Raw genomic sequence first — 13,889 nt, 5'->3', positions numbered from 1 at the left:
ATATCCTCAGGTTTTAAAAATGTGTCAACTGCTGGGAATGAATTGTAATACCCCAACAGATATTTGCTTTTCTTTTGAAGGGTTTTCTGCTAGGGGAGGAAAAACTGACGATCACTGTGATGGTTGGGGTATAGCCTTCTTTGAAGAAAAAGGATGTCGGATTTTTATCGATGATAAACCTTCCATCGTTTCTCCTGTAGCTGATTTAGTGCGGCGTTATCCCATTCACTCTAACCATGTCATCGCCCATATCCGCAAAGCTACCCAAGGTGAAGTGAGGCTACAAAACTGTCATCCTTTCCAAAGGGAACTGTGGGGCAGGTATTGGGTATTTGCCCATAATGGCAATTTACCAGATTTTCAGCCGGAGAATATGGGCTTTTATCAAGCTGTGGGTGAAACAGACAGTGAAAAAGCATTCTGTGTGATTTTAGAGACTCTGAGACAAAGCTTTCCCCAAGGTAAGCCACCTTTAGAAAAACTGTATCCTGTTCTGCGGACAATTACTGCTAAACTCGCATCAGCAGGTGTATTTAATTACTTATTATCTGATGGCGAACATTTCTTTGCTCACTGTTCAACCAAACTCAGCTACATCGTGCGCCAAGCGCCATTTGCTGCGGCGCATTTAATCGATAGTGATATGACTGTAGATTTTCGGGAATTAACTTCCCTAAGCGATCGCGTTGCTATTATCGCTACTACTCCCCTGACTGACAATGAGGTATGGACAACAATCCCACTAGGAGAACTGCTAGTTTTTCAGGATGGTTTACCTCTAGAAGTATAGCCTGTGAATTCAACTCCATCCAAGAAGTTTGTAGTTGGGACTTTAGTCCTGACTACAAACTATTTATAAAGAACAAACAGCTAAATTAGACGATTGATGCCCTTGATTCACAGTTGCTGCGATTTTGCTACCAATCAACTTATTCACTATCTCTTTGACTTGAGCTGGGATGACTGGTTTAGTCATAAATTCCGTTGCACCAAATCCTTTAGAGAGAACTGGTTCCAATAGGCGATCGCTACCTGTTAAAATCACCACAGGGATTTTGCTCAAAAAAGAACTCCGGCGCAGTTGAGCATAGATTTCATATCCACTCACAGTTGGCATAATTAAATCTAGAAAAATCAAGTCTGGTTTTTTCTGAATCAGAATTGGTAAAGCTTTCACTGGCTCTTGAATTCCAATAAATCTCAAGCCTTGAGCGGTGAGTATTTGCTGCAACATAGCGCAGATTTGAGCGCTATCATCTATACAAATTACCAGTGGCGCATTTGCTGTACTTGTTGGTGCAGAAGCAGTATTATTTTTTGGCTGAGTAACTGGAAATTGAATATCTTTTATTTCTACCGGTTCGATAATTCCTTGATTAATATAAGGCAGCAAAGAACGAGTCACTGGTAAAACGTTCTGATGCATTTTTCCAGCTAAATCCCAAAAGGTATATTTGCCGTTGAGGACATTCACAAAGTAGTTGTAGGCAAAGGAACTAACTTGCTCTTGGAGTTCTTTTGGTCTGCGCAATACAGGTGATAAATTAGGAGAAATTTTGTCTAAACCAACGTTTTTCCAATTATTCCAAGCATCTACCATGTGTTTTAAATACATCTGGCCGCTTGTGGAATTCATCGGTGCATCTAAGATGACATCTTGATCGAAATCACAACTTAAAGCCTCGCTATTGACTCTTTGCGCCATGTCAAATAAAACTTCTGTTATGATACTTTCGGCAATGGCATTAAATTGTGAGGTTTTAATTTGATGTTTATTAGATAACCCTTCTAAAAGGCAATAATCCCAATGTTCTTTTGATAAATTCTCATGATTAAGTACGATGGTATTAATATCAATTTGGGGACATTTTTGGGTGAGATATCTGCGCAGACGTTGATGGGGATGACTTCCACCTGTAGCCCAAACTATTTGCCCCAAACGATAATACAAAGACCATTTGATGCCTGAAGAATCTTGAAAATTTAATCTACCGTTATATTGAATTAGCGTAAACCTATTTAATCCATTGAGTAATTTACTCAATTCTGTGATTTCTATACTGTTCATACTGCATCACCTGAAACTAACTAGCCAATTGTGGTAGAAATGCCGAGGAATTAATGTTGGGGAATTATGAAATATTATAATAACATAATTCTAAAAAATGAATTAATGTTGCTCTATGTAAAGAATATCAGTGATAATTCTGATATTTAAACTGGCTAAAGATACAGTGACTAATGTTTGATCCCTATAGAAAATACGCATTTGCAAAGAGTGGATTAAGTAGATATAACGAAAGAATTTACCGTGGTGATTATTCACCCTTTGCGCCTAATAATATTTAGAGAAAATGAGGAAAATCTGAAGATAAAAACAAGTTTAATTCAGTCAAAAATAAGTAATTTTGCAATCCATTCTCTATTTATGGCTGTTGACTGTTGACGGTTGACTGTTGACTGTTGACTGTTGACTGTTGACTGTTGACGGTTGACGGTTGACGGTTGACGGTTGACGGTTGACTGTTGACAGACTTACAGCGTATTTCAGGTAAATGAGGTACGCGCTTCGGGGCATGGCAGTGCCAGTGCCCCTACAATAGACGATAATCTGTACCTCATACCATTTCACAAAAAATATGATGTGGATGTAGGTTGGGTTGAGGAACGAAACCCAACACCCCAAAGTCCTGTAATTGTTGGGTTTCACTCCGTTTAACCCAACCTAAGCATCTGTATATCTATGAATTGCAGATTTATATAGCAATTCGCTCTTGGATTGATGAAATCTGACATAAAAGGTTTTAGACGGTTAACTGTTGACAGTCAACAGCAAAAATCGATATTTTTCCCAACTGATTATTGGTGATGCTGGTGCAGAAGCTTGATTTTCCTAGATTAGAGGATTCCTGTAGTTACCGACGGTAAACAAAATCAAACAACGGTGATGCGATCGCTCTATGATGCGGATATGTACGATCTAGCTTAGAACCAATCATGACATCAACAGTCTCAATCAACGATAGTCAAAGGTTGCAAATTTCACCTTTAGAAGTCCCATCTCGCTTACTTTTGGGGCCAGGGCCCTCTAATGCTCATCCGGCGGTATTACAAGCCATGAATACTTCACCTGTAGGGCATTTAGATCCCGCTTTTCTCGCCCTCATGGATGAAATTCAATCCTTACTGCGCTATGTGTGGCAAACAGAAAACCCCTTAACAATAGCAGTTAGCGGTACCGGTACTGCCGCAATGGAAGCCACTATTGCCAACGTTACCGAACCTGGTGATGTGGTATTAATAGGTGTCGCAGGCTACTTTGGTAATCGCCTCGTTGATATGGCGGGAAGATACGACGCAGATGTCCGCACTATTACTAAACCTTGGGGACAAGTTTTTAACTTAGAAGAACTGCGTCATGCTTTAGAAACTCATCGTCCGGCAATCCTGGCTTTAGTTCATGCAGAAACTTCTACTGGTGCGCGTCAACCCTTAGAAGGTGTTGGTGATTTATGTCGTGAATTTGGCACGCTGTTATTAGTAGATACAGTTACCAGTTTAGGAGGCGTGCCCATATTTTTAGATAATTGGGGAGTTGACCTAGCCTATAGCTGTAGTCAAAAAGGCTTGGGTTGTCCTCCTGGTGCTTCCCCTTTTACCATGAGTCCTCGCGCTATAGAAAAATTGCAACAGCGCCGCACCAAGGTGGCTAACTGGTATTTAGATATGAACTTGTTAGGTAAATATTGGGGTAGCGAACGTGTATATCATCACACAGCGCCGATTAATTTGTACTATGCACTGCGGGAAGCACTGCGTTTAGTTGCAGAAGAAGGATTAGCTAACTGTTGGCAACGGCATCAAAAGAACGTAGAGTATCTGTGGGATGGCTTGGAAGATTTAGGACTGAGTTTGCATGTTGAGCGAGAGTTCCGCTTACCAACTCTCACAACTGTCTGCATTCCCGAAGGGTTGGATGGTAAAGTAATTGCGAGACAATTACTTAACGAACATAACATTGAAATTGGTGGTGGTTTGGGCGAACTAGCTGGTAAAGTTTGGCGCGTTGGACTAATGGGCTTTAATAGTCGCAAAGAAAGTGTCGATCAACTTTTAGAAGCATTACGCCAAGTTTTAGCTAAATAGTGTTTTGGTGTTTTGGAAAATCTTTCCTCCGCTAACCTCAAAAGTATAGCGGGGGATGATTCAATCTTGTTGATATGTATATATCTGTAATCAAGTGGCGTAAGTGCGATCGCACCAAAAATATTTTCTCTTAAAAATGCTATCCTTTGGAAAGTCGCTGCGCGAGCGTAGTTTACCTGTAAGTCACAATTGCGATGTGGCTGTTAAACTTATAATTGTTATACCAAATTCTATGTGAGGCTGCACATTAACGCCCTCACCCTAGAAGGGTGGGGCTAAACAAACAAAGCCTGCAAAGGCAGGCTAATTATATGCATGTTCATAGAACATTGGTATTAGGTCATAATTATTGGCAAGACCTCAAAGTATGAGCGAAACAGCAGAAAAACTTAAACTCGAACTTTCTCAGCTATCTGCAAAAGAACGTGCTGAAATTGCCTACTTTTTAATTCATTCTCTGGATGAGGGTATAGATGATAATCTAGAAGTAATTTGGGACGAGGAATTAAGCCAACGCTTGGATGCAATTAATCGTAATCCTGCTATTGGTGAATCCGCGTCGCAAGTTTTTTCTGAGTTGAGAGAAAAGTATTCGTGAAGTTTATTGTAAATAAAGAAATATTGAAAGTTAATAATAAAGTTAATCAAAAAGCTATATATCTAATAGATGAATGCAGTAAGTAATATTAATTAGCCATTAAAAACTTTTCCATTGCATAATTAATAAAAGTTGCTCCTCTACGTTCTACCTGTTGCTCAGTAATGATGGAGAAACCCTTATTTAAGAAAAATCCCTTGGCGGTAATACTTGCTTCAACGTATAAGCGCTTAATTCCTAACTCATAAGCTTTTGCTTCAATTGCGGCATAAATCTTACTACCAACACCCATCCGTTGATAGTTTTTATGGCAATAAAAGCAGTCTATATGTCCGTTGAGTTCTAACTCGCCAAAACCTGCAATTACACCTTCATCTTCAGCAACATAAGTAAATCTTTCTGAACAAATTTTTGCCCAATCCCGAAAGTTAATATCATCTGGTGCCCATGCTGCAACTTGACTGCTTGAGTAGTCACGAATATTAACTGCACGTACTGTTGCGTGAAATAATTGCGCTATTTGCTCTGCATCTTGCGGCTTAAATAATCTTATTTGCATAAAATGAATCAGGACTTACCCAAAAATTGCCAAAAAGCTTAATTTATCGAACCGCCAAGACGCCAAGTACGCCAAGGATAAGAGAAAAAACTGAGAATTTGTGAATTTCACAAATGATTTAGAATTGCTACATGTGCCACAAACAATATTGATTAATTATTTGTTGAGAATATCACCCCTGTTTGGTTAAATCAAAACAAGGGTGTATGAGTTCAACGTTATTTATCCCCAGTAAAATCAACAACTATTGGCGGAATTGTACTTTGTCCGTTGGGTTGGGTTTTAACTATTGGTTGGGGATGTAATGGTGTGGGTAATGTCTCACCGGGTTTAGCAGTTTGATTCCACAAAATTAGTGAGAGTAAACCATCAACTAAACCGTTGGTGTTGCCGTTACTACCACCAACTAGGATATCGGGAATCAGGCGGACATTGCGATCGCCAATAATTTGCATCAACTGCATCGCGGTATAACCTTGTGGCCCCAAGGCTTCCACACCAGTGCGGTAGGTTTCGGCTTTAGCGTTACCTGTGGCGCGGATACCTTCAGCTTCAGCCATTGCGCGGAGTTTTGTACCCTCAGCTTCCCCATTAGCTTGCTTAATTTGCGCTTGTGCTTTCAAGTCAGCAATATGGACGCTTTGCTCTGATTTCACCATTTCTTGCTGAATATCAGCCAATGCTGTTTCCCTTACCAATTGTTGGCGTTGGGTTTGCGCTGCTTGCTGTACTTCGTAAGTCTTGCGCTGTTCCTCGGCTATTTTCCGGTCAGTTTGGGTTTGCATTAGGGTGGCTGGCGGTTGAATATCACCAATTAAGGTGTCTATTGCTTGCACATCATAAGCCCGGATTGCTACTTTAATATACTCAGCAGCTTCCGCTTGACGCTCGCTCCGAGCGGTGAGAAAGTCAAGCACAGTGCAGTTTTGGGCTGAGTTACGGAAATAGTTACCAATTGTTGGTTCCAAAACATGGTCTACAAGGTTTTGCATAGAACCAACGCGAGAAATTACCTTTGGCGCATCCAAAGCACCAACGTGGATAATTTGCGCTACTTCTAAATCGAAAGCAAACCCATCACGCGATCGCACTGTTAAAGAAGCAAGTTTTGCATCATAACTGTGGCGTTCGGTACGACCTGACCAGTTTAAAACAATATTGGTCGTGGGTACCAATTCAATCTTCATGATGCGGGAATTTAGCGGGTGCTTACCTGGATAAAGTGGTTCAATCCACACGCCCTTATGTCCCTGGTTCACCAAATTACCGTGGGTGAAGGCTGCACCACTCACATCTTCTTGAGCTTGACCTACGAAAGAAATTACCACACCTACATAACCAATCGGAATTTCCGTCATTGGTACTTGCTCAACCTGAACAAACCAAGGATTCAAGTTCCAAGAACCAGAAAGGAGAATCTGCTCTTGTAAACCTCGGCGTCCACCTGCATCAATGAATTTCTGTCCGTTTTGAAAGTTGTTGTGTCCCTCAATTGTCGGCCCGGCGATTTCTCCACCAGGAATTGGTAAACCATCTAAGGTAGTGACGATGCCAACTTTATCAGAGGCCACAGTGTGTACCCGCAACTGTTCGGGATTCATGCCATGAGCAGAGGCATTTGACGCCATGATGACTTTAAATAAGGCGGTATTGATACGATAAGTACCAGCCGTCAAAAAGCCCATTTGCCGACCTTTTTCGCCACCGTGGGTGAGGAATTTCCGCGCATCTTGGAAGTTATCGCAATCGACAATTTTACCGAGGATGCGTTCTGGTGGGTTAGATGCACCATCTGCGGCGACAATTAAGGCGATTTCACCTTGAGGTACAACTACCACCGATTCTTTCCGCACAGAATATTGCCAAGGCCAATATCCCCAATGCCAACCGGGTGCTAGGGTATCTGCTTGCAAACCCGCCTCACCGTTGAGTGCAATTAATCGTCCTGCAGGAAGTCCGCGTCCAGATAAGGTGAATTTTCGGACAACAATACCAACTTCCCGTTCGCCAATCACCACCAAGCCACCAAAGAACAGGGGAACAAAGACAACAAAACCACCCAAAACAATAATTGGGACTAGCACCCCAGGCGATAATTGCATTGCCTGGTATTGAGTATTGCTGGTTTGTAACTGGGCAATAACTGGTTGTGGCTGTGTCGGTTTGACTGAAACTGAGGCGATATTGTTTGCTCTAAATGTTTCTACTGTTGATGCATTAGCAAAGCTGGTATAATTAACACTGCCAGCTACTGCTAATGATGCAACTAAAGATCCGGCAATCTTAGCAAAGGAAGATTTAAACTTATTCATAATATGTGCCCTTTTGGGCAACTAATTATCTAAAGTATCACTTCAATTGGGCGATGCTTGATTTCTTAAACTTGGTGTAATTTTTTTAAAAGAAGTAAATGGTCAATTGTTAGAGAGGCGATCGCCCTTCCCTACCTCCTTGGCCTAAAATGCTCAAAGCGCATAACTTGAGTGTGGTTTTGACATCAAAGCTCATGTTATCTTGTAAGAAACTTTTCTCAGTAATAGGCGAAAAACTCTGTTTTTAGCTGTTTTAGCCTCTAGGAGGGGAAATTTTTATTAAATCATGTAACAGAAAACCAATTTTCGGTTTTTTTTATCTAAGTTAAAAAGGCTACTTATTTAGCATGACAAAGCTTTACATAATTAAATTAATATGAGTTCTAGAGCAGACAGAGTTGCTAAGATTATTGAGCGAAGATCGGCTTATCTTCCCAAAAAAATTGCCACGGTTGAAAAAGAGCTTCAGGCAAGAGCATCTGCTTTATATAATCTGGAAAATCATCGAGAAGCGTTACTTCAAAACAATATCAATCTCCAAAATTGGGAGCCGATAAAGGCAATAAATTTTGCTGATATTCAACAGCGCATTAACTCTGAACTACTAGTATTATCTAAACTCAGGACTCGCTTTTCCCGAAATAGCTTGAATATTGGCGTGATGGGGTTGATGGGACAAGGTAAGAGTACCTTACTTAAGAGTTTAAGTGGACTGAGCGATCGCGAAATTCCTGCATATGAAGGAGCAGCTTGTACGGCTGTTCGTAGCGTGGTTTGCAATCAGGAAGGTGCTATTGCAGTTCAAGTTGTTCTTCATTCAGAAAAAACTTTTTTAGAAGAAGTGATTCTTCCTTACTACAAATCCCTAAAACTCCAGCCTGAACCACGTACCTTAGATGAATTTGCACGCTCATCTTTACCTGCACAAATGCCAGCTGGTGCAACTAATGAAGCAGTTTATCAACATTTGCGATTTGACTATTTCCAGAACTTAGAAAAATATCGGCATTTGATTGTTCCGGGAAGAGAACCTCAGCCAAAAATTGTACCTGTAGAAGAAGTAGCTGAATATGTTAGACAAGAACGCAATACCCAAGGAGAATTAATTACCTTTAAACACTTGGCTGTGCGTGAAGTTAATATATTTTGCCCTTTCCAAAATCCTGATGTTGGTAAAATTGCTCTCGTTGATATTCCCGGTTTGGGAGACTCTAAACTCGGCGATGAAACAGTAATGTTGGAAACTCTGGGTACAGCAGTGGATGTTGTTCTGTTTATAACTCGCCCAGACCCCCAGCGTTACCAATGGCGTAAAGTTGACACAGATCTTTACGATATCGCGGCGCAAGAGTTAAATAATCTTGCAGGTAGAGCATTTATGGTGATTAACCATAGTCAAAGAACGCAAAATTTCAATGCTTGTAAAGCTCTGCAAGACACTTTACAAATGCAAGTAGTCAGTTGTGAAATTGCTGATTGCTCCAATCCTGATGATGCTAATCAAGTTTTTAATCGTATCCTAAATTATTTAGCAGAGCATATTTTAGAAATTGATGAAGAATATGCTCGACAAAGTCAAGAACGGTTGCTGAAACTTCAGCAAGATATTGATTTAATTATCCAGTCTGCACGAAAAGTTTTGAGCGGTACTGACAGCGATTTATCTAGAGTAATTGATGACACCTATGACGATTTATTCGGGACTGATAGAGATGGATGGTGGCGAGAAATTACCATTGCTTTTCAAGATTTGAGATTGGAATTTGCTCAACGCTGTCAATTACCATCTCATAGTCTAGAATCCAGTATTGAGAAAGTATCCAAAGATTGTAAAGAAAATGCGGGAATTTTAACAGCTAATCATCCAGAAAATGAAATTAACAAGCAGATTCAAGCCAGTAATCCCATGAAAGCTTATGGTGATTACCGAGATTTATTGCGGACTCTACTTTCCGATCGCTTTAGTAATTTAGATGAGGGATTAAAGGAATCTACGGAAGAAGTAAAAGCACGCATAGCAGATATTTTAATTACATTGGGAAGATTAAATATATTTTCTCAGCCTTTGGCAGGTGCTGAATTTATCAAAGCTTTTCGAGAATTGCTAGAACAAGAACATCCAGATTTGAAAAGACTCCAGCAAGGATTGCAAATTATTGATAGTTTTGAACTTTCCTACAGTGGCTTAATTGAGCCACAAATTTATCAACATTTGGTTTCATTTAGCAATATTCAACTGCCTAATGAAGAATCTCAAGAGACAACTTTAAAAGTCGGGCCAGATACAAATGCTGATTTAATTTTGAACGCCTTACAAATTGACTACGATCGTACAGTTGCCAGAATTAAGTCAGCTTTAGAAGAGCTAATTTATCAGCCAAGCATTGCTGCTTATGCAAGAATTGAGAAGTTTATTGACAACATCATATACCATAAAGAAGCTCAAAAAGACTGGAAAAAGTTTCTCCGGCGAGTGAGAGCTAAAGTCTGGGCTGAAGAAATTGGTAAGCTTGAGCAAGAACAAAAAATTCAACAAGACTGGTTGAATATTGTCAAGGGATTAGAAGAGGTGAACCGGGTAGAAACCATGCAATTTCTGACTTAAATTTTTGACATAATAATAGATTACTAGAAACTTCTTGAGCATCGACTAAAATTGATTTTTCAGCCGGGATTTATTTCATGAATAGCCTGCAAGAATTAAATATTATTATGGTTGCGCCTAGAGGAGTAGGCAAAACCAGTTTGTTAGCCGCCATCCACGAAGAATTTGACAAAACCTTTGAGAGTGCGGGGTTAACAACATGGACAAGCGATAGTAGAACATTAGATGCGATCGCAGAATGTAAACGTCTGTTACGCAATATGGATTACCGCATCCAAAAACTAGTTGAACCAACTCCACCCCAACTCGATCCTTGGGAAGATGAAGGATTTGTGTTTGAAGTGGGAAGTGGGAGCAAGAAATTCATGAGAATTCGCTTTACCGATCCTTCTGGTGAGTATTTTAAACCCACTGCAACTCCCGACCAAAAAGAGTATGTCAAGCAACAATTAAATCAATGTGATGCGGTGATTATTCCCATTGATGCAACAGCGTTAATGGAAAAGAAAATCGGCAGAACCAAGAGTACAGAAATTGGCCCTTGGCATGAATCAAAAAACGATCCAGCGCGGATTACTAAACTATTAAAAGATGCCTATGAAAGTTTAACTAAACCCAGACTTGTTGTCTTAGCACCATTAAAGTGCGAAAGCTACATGAAAACAGATAAAGATGCCAATGACTTACTGGATCACATCAAAATTGGCTACCGGGAATTACTAGATTTTTTCAAAGAAGACGAACTTTATCACAAAGTTGCAGTAGTTGTCACACCTGTACAAACCATTGGACATATTGCTTTCTCTTACGCCGAAACTATTGATGGATACACTCGGTTTTTTTACAATAAAGTACCACTAGATGCACCTTATGCTCCTAAAGATGGCGATCAACCACTGCGCTATGTATTGCGGTTTTTGTTGAATGTTTATAATGAAAGCCGCAAGTTAGAGTTAGAAACAGCTAAAAAAAATATTGATACACTGGAAAAAGAAGTAGGTGTTAAAGTAGATCGGCTCAATAGTGCCCGCCGCAGACTTAATCTAGTAGAGCAACGCCTAAATCAGCGTAATCAACTTTGGCTACCTATCAGGCTGATTGCTAACTTTTTTGATGATGTGCATACAACTTATAGTGAAGCAAATAATAGTTATACAGCAAAAGAATCTGATTTAAAAGATACAGAATATCAAAAAATTGTGGTTCAAAGCCAGGTAGATGCTACAGAAGCTCAAATCCAGGCTTTTAACACAGCTATTTCCAAATTTGCAATTGATTGTAAACAAGAACGTGGCTTTGCTATTTTGCAAGGTAGAGCCAAATGGTTACCAGTTCCTAAATGATTTTGTGAGGCTTCTATGAGTAATAATCAGGTAGAAATTTACGTTAGAAGTTCTCCTTTAGGGGAAGTTGGTATTCATTGGCGCAATATTAGCAAACCCCAACAGCCAAATGAAGAGCCATTTGTCTTAAAAGAACGAGTAATTGCTAGAGATGATGATAAACAAGTAACAATTAATGCTTTGATTAATGATACTAAGCCGTCTCTAATTTTGGCTCGATATCAAAATAAAGTCCTTCTAGAAATTACAGGATTGGATGCAGCAGAAACTCGCTCCAAAAAAATGGGACGGAGAATTTCTGAAATCGTTTTGTGGGTTGGCGATGAAACGCCAGAAGTAGAGATTCAACTGAAAAAACTAGCTGCTTGTGCATTGCTGAGTTTTTGGCACAAAGATGCAACTTTTCTCACCACAATTCGCAGTGCAATTGACTTTGATGGACTGAATAGTTTTAAAGTTAATGCCCAACAAATTGAGCAGTTATATAATGACGCTGGCACAAATTTAAATCGCCTCCTATCAGAAGTAACTCCAAATATTATTAATACTTCTGAATCAATTTGGTTAACTCCAAAAACAATTGATATTGACAGCCAATTGTACGAGTTGGTAACCCAAATTAGTCAAACCTCATTACCAGACACACAGCAACCTGTAGTTGTTGTCGCTGAGTTTAAGCAAGAAAGCGATCGCCCACGAATTATTTACAAAGGTAACGTCTGGAAAGAAAAAAAAACACCAGTACCACCGCCAGATCCAGTACCAGCGCTACCAACACCGCCAGAACTCCTACCATCCCCACCATCCCCATCATCTCTCACCAGTCTGATAGCGATCGTCAGGATTATTCTGATCCTGATACTGATAGCTATTTTGGTACTAGCTCAACCGCAAAAAGCATTAACCCCAATCATCACACCAATCCCCAGCCCAACTCCAACCACAATACCCAAAAAGAAGCCACCCACCAACAAAACCAGCCCTCAGAGTTCCCTTCAGCCATCCACAAGTCCAGTATTACCAGACAATCAGCCCCAATCCTCCCCGACTCCATCAAAAGACGCTTAACTGGATATGATGGGATTGATGTGCATAACGCCATCAGCCCTTTGCCTGAAAAAGATGCTTATAAACTTTATCTTTTAATTGAAGCTTTAAAACGGATTAACAAAAATTGGGGATCAACTAAAACGACTAAAATACTGAACGAGGTAGAGAAGTATCTTAACCGATGCTGGACAAAATTCAACACAGATGATTTAGAATCTTCACCAGAAGAACCTGGCGAATGGTTGCAAACAATTTATAAGTGGTTGCAACATGGATTTGATATTCATACAGAGATAAATGATCTTAAACCAGACCAAAAGAAAGAACTGCTAGCACTGGGGTACTTTTTACAAGGGGAGTTATCAACAGAACAGGAGTTTGACTATATAAGAGAGGTTTTGCATTCTTATTGGGAAGAAATTAAGAAATTCCGAAGTTCCCCCTAATTCTTAGGTGTTCAAAAGCGAGCAAGACTTCGGCGTGAGCGCTCAGTCGAACGCTGCTCGCACTACGGAATTTGGGTAATTTATTTTTTGTAAGTCCCTATTCGTGTTGGTGATTACCGTATATTGGATGAAATTATAGATGATTTATTAATAGTTACGGTTGTGAAAATAGGGCATCGTAGAGAAGTTTATCGGGATGAATAATACTAATTGGAAAAAAAAATGGGACAGATTGTAGGGGCACTGGCACTGCCATGCCCGCTAGAATATTTTGATGTTTCGCAAAGATTATTTGAATTGGTATAAGACATCTCCCTAGTCCCTACTTCCTAAAAAATTAAGGGTGGACATATCGCCCACCCTTAAAAGTTGAAATATCAAGTAAGATTTTAGAGCAAACCGCCAGCAGCTTGAAACCGAGCGCGGGCGCGTTTGAAGGCTTGATTTGCCTGAATCTGAGCTTGGCGATCGCCTGCTGGAACCTGATTCAGCTTGGTTTGTGCTTCATTATATGCAGCACGGGCTTCATCGAGGTTAATAGCGCTACCACGTTCAGCACCATTTACAAGAATGGTGACTTCATCTTCTTCAACTTCAGCAAAGCCGCCCAAAAGAGCGATCGCTTGCCATTCTTGATTCTTGTCGGCACGTACCCGCATTACACCTGTATCTAGGGCGGTTAATAGGGGTGCGTGTCCGCTCAGGATACCTAGCTGACCAGTGGTGCTGGGGAGAATTACTTCTTCAGCCGCAGCATCCCACACAGTTTTATCTGGGGAAATTACACGAACGGTTAATGTCATAACTTGTGAATTGTCAATAGTCAACGG

At 40.3% G+C, this 13,889-nt stretch carries 13 protein-coding genes; 8 read left to right on the top strand and 5 right to left on the bottom strand.

The window, feature by feature from the left end:
* Positions 1-19 precede the first annotated feature (19 nt).
* On the top strand, positions 20-790 hold the full coding sequence (locus AACW45_RS37935) for a class II glutamine amidotransferase (RefSeq protein ID WP_190631020.1): 771 nt from the start codon (positions 20-22) through the stop codon (positions 788-790).
* A gap of 63 nt (positions 791-853) precedes the next feature.
* Here the strand turns inward: AACW45_RS37935 and AACW45_RS37930 are convergent, their stop codons facing one another.
* Positions 854-2,068, bottom strand: a complete 1,215-nt coding sequence (locus tag AACW45_RS37930; protein ID WP_190631018.1) for a response regulator — start codon at positions 2,066-2,068, stop codon at positions 854-856.
* A gap of 354 nt (positions 2,069-2,422) precedes the next feature.
* Entirely contained in the window at positions 2,423-2,578 is a 156-nt protein-coding gene (locus AACW45_RS37925; RefSeq protein ID WP_190631017.1) for a glycosyl transferase, read from the bottom strand.
* A gap of 419 nt (positions 2,579-2,997) precedes the next feature.
* On the opposite strand from AACW45_RS37925, the gene AACW45_RS37920 reads away from it, so the two are divergent.
* Together AACW45_RS37920 and AACW45_RS37915 are read left to right on the top strand one after the other, a co-directional pair.
* Positions 2,998-4,146 (top strand): alanine--glyoxylate aminotransferase family protein, encoded by a 1,149-nt coding sequence (locus AACW45_RS37920; RefSeq protein ID WP_190631015.1) that lies wholly within the window; start codon positions 2,998-3,000, stop codon positions 4,144-4,146.
* A 349-nt stretch (positions 4,147-4,495) separates the two neighbouring features.
* The gene (locus AACW45_RS37915; protein ID WP_242045478.1) at positions 4,496-4,744 is read left to right on the top strand and encodes an addiction module protein; all 249 of its coding nucleotides are present in this window, start codon (positions 4,496-4,498) and stop codon (positions 4,742-4,744) included.
* A gap of 88 nt (positions 4,745-4,832) precedes the next feature.
* Here AACW45_RS37915 and AACW45_RS37910 read toward each other — a convergent pair whose 3' ends face one another.
* Together AACW45_RS37910 and AACW45_RS37905 are read right to left on the bottom strand one after the other, a co-directional pair.
* Positions 4,833-5,303 carry a GNAT family N-acetyltransferase gene (locus AACW45_RS37910; protein WP_190631014.1) on the bottom strand — a complete coding sequence of 157 codons (471 nt, stop codon included), beginning with the start codon at positions 5,301-5,303 and terminating at the stop codon, positions 4,833-4,835.
* Between the two features lie 218 nt (positions 5,304-5,521).
* Positions 5,522-7,615 (bottom strand): flotillin family protein, encoded by a 2,094-nt coding sequence (locus AACW45_RS37905; RefSeq protein ID WP_190631013.1) that lies wholly within the window; start codon positions 7,613-7,615, stop codon positions 5,522-5,524.
* A gap of 376 nt (positions 7,616-7,991) precedes the next feature.
* Between AACW45_RS37905 and AACW45_RS37900 the strand changes: the two genes are divergently transcribed.
* From AACW45_RS37900 to AACW45_RS37880, 5 genes are all read left to right on the top strand, one after another.
* The gene (locus AACW45_RS37900; protein WP_190631012.1) at positions 7,992-10,220 is read left to right on the top strand and encodes a dynamin family protein; all 2,229 of its coding nucleotides are present in this window, start codon (positions 7,992-7,994) and stop codon (positions 10,218-10,220) included.
* Between the two features lie 77 nt (positions 10,221-10,297).
* Positions 10,298-11,563 carry a TRAFAC clade GTPase domain-containing protein gene (locus tag AACW45_RS37895; RefSeq protein WP_190631011.1) on the top strand — a complete coding sequence of 422 codons (1,266 nt, stop codon included), beginning with the start codon at positions 10,298-10,300 and terminating at the stop codon, positions 11,561-11,563.
* Positions 11,564-11,578: 15 nt separating this feature from the next.
* Complete coding sequence (locus AACW45_RS37890) at positions 11,579-12,631, top strand: hypothetical protein (RefSeq protein ID WP_190631010.1); 1,053 nt, start codon at positions 11,579-11,581, stop codon at positions 12,629-12,631.
* Between the two features lie 41 nt (positions 12,632-12,672).
* Positions 12,673-13,059, top strand: coding sequence for a hypothetical protein (locus AACW45_RS37885; protein WP_190631009.1), 387 nt, complete (start codon positions 12,673-12,675; stop codon positions 13,057-13,059).
* A 99-nt stretch (positions 13,060-13,158) separates the two neighbouring features.
* Positions 13,159-13,263, top strand: coding sequence for a type II toxin-antitoxin system RelE family toxin (locus AACW45_RS37880; protein WP_373462014.1), 105 nt, complete (start codon positions 13,159-13,161; stop codon positions 13,261-13,263).
* 185 nt (positions 13,264-13,448) lie between these two features.
* On the opposite strand, the gene atpC is transcribed toward AACW45_RS37880, so the two are convergent.
* Positions 13,449-13,862, bottom strand: a complete 414-nt coding sequence (atpC, locus tag AACW45_RS37875; protein ID WP_096643569.1) for an ATP synthase F1 subunit epsilon — start codon at positions 13,860-13,862, stop codon at positions 13,449-13,451.
* Positions 13,863-13,889 lie beyond the last annotated feature (27 nt).

Source organism: Calothrix sp. FACHB-168, from assembly GCF_963889195.1.
In the GTDB taxonomy this organism is placed as follows: Bacteria; Cyanobacteriota; Cyanobacteriia; order Cyanobacteriales; family Nostocaceae; genus Aulosira; species Aulosira anomala_A.
Note: the sequence above shows the minus strand (reverse complement) of the source record. Positions and strands in the feature narration are given on the sequence as shown.

Bases quoted from the DNA above. Each gene is read 5' to 3' on its own strand.
- AACW45_RS37935 (WP_190631020.1), top strand. From the start codon at position 20: ATGTGTCAACTGCTGGGAATGAATTGTAATACCCCAACAGATATTTGC.
- AACW45_RS37900 (WP_190631012.1), top strand. From the start codon at position 7,992: ATGAGTTCTAGAGCAGACAGAGTTGCTAAGATTATTGAGCGAAGATCG.
- atpC (WP_096643569.1), bottom strand. From the start codon at position 13,862: ATGACATTAACCGTTCGTGTAATTTCCCCAGATAAAACTGTGTGGGAT.
- AACW45_RS37905 (WP_190631013.1), bottom strand. From the start codon at position 7,615: ATGAATAAGTTTAAATCTTCCTTTGCTAAGATTGCCGGATCTTTAGTT.
- AACW45_RS37920 (WP_190631015.1), top strand. From the start codon at position 2,998: ATGACATCAACAGTCTCAATCAACGATAGTCAAAGGTTGCAAATTTCA.
- AACW45_RS37910 (WP_190631014.1), bottom strand. From the start codon at position 5,303: ATGCAAATAAGATTATTTAAGCCGCAAGATGCAGAGCAAATAGCGCAA.
- AACW45_RS37925 (WP_190631017.1), bottom strand. From the start codon at position 2,578: ATGCCCCGAAGCGCGTACCTCATTTACCTGAAATACGCTGTAAGTCTG.
- AACW45_RS37895 (WP_190631011.1), top strand. From the start codon at position 10,298: ATGAATAGCCTGCAAGAATTAAATATTATTATGGTTGCGCCTAGAGGA.
- AACW45_RS37890 (WP_190631010.1), top strand. From the start codon at position 11,579: ATGAGTAATAATCAGGTAGAAATTTACGTTAGAAGTTCTCCTTTAGGG.
- AACW45_RS37930 (WP_190631018.1), bottom strand. From the start codon at position 2,068: ATGAACAGTATAGAAATCACAGAATTGAGTAAATTACTCAATGGATTA.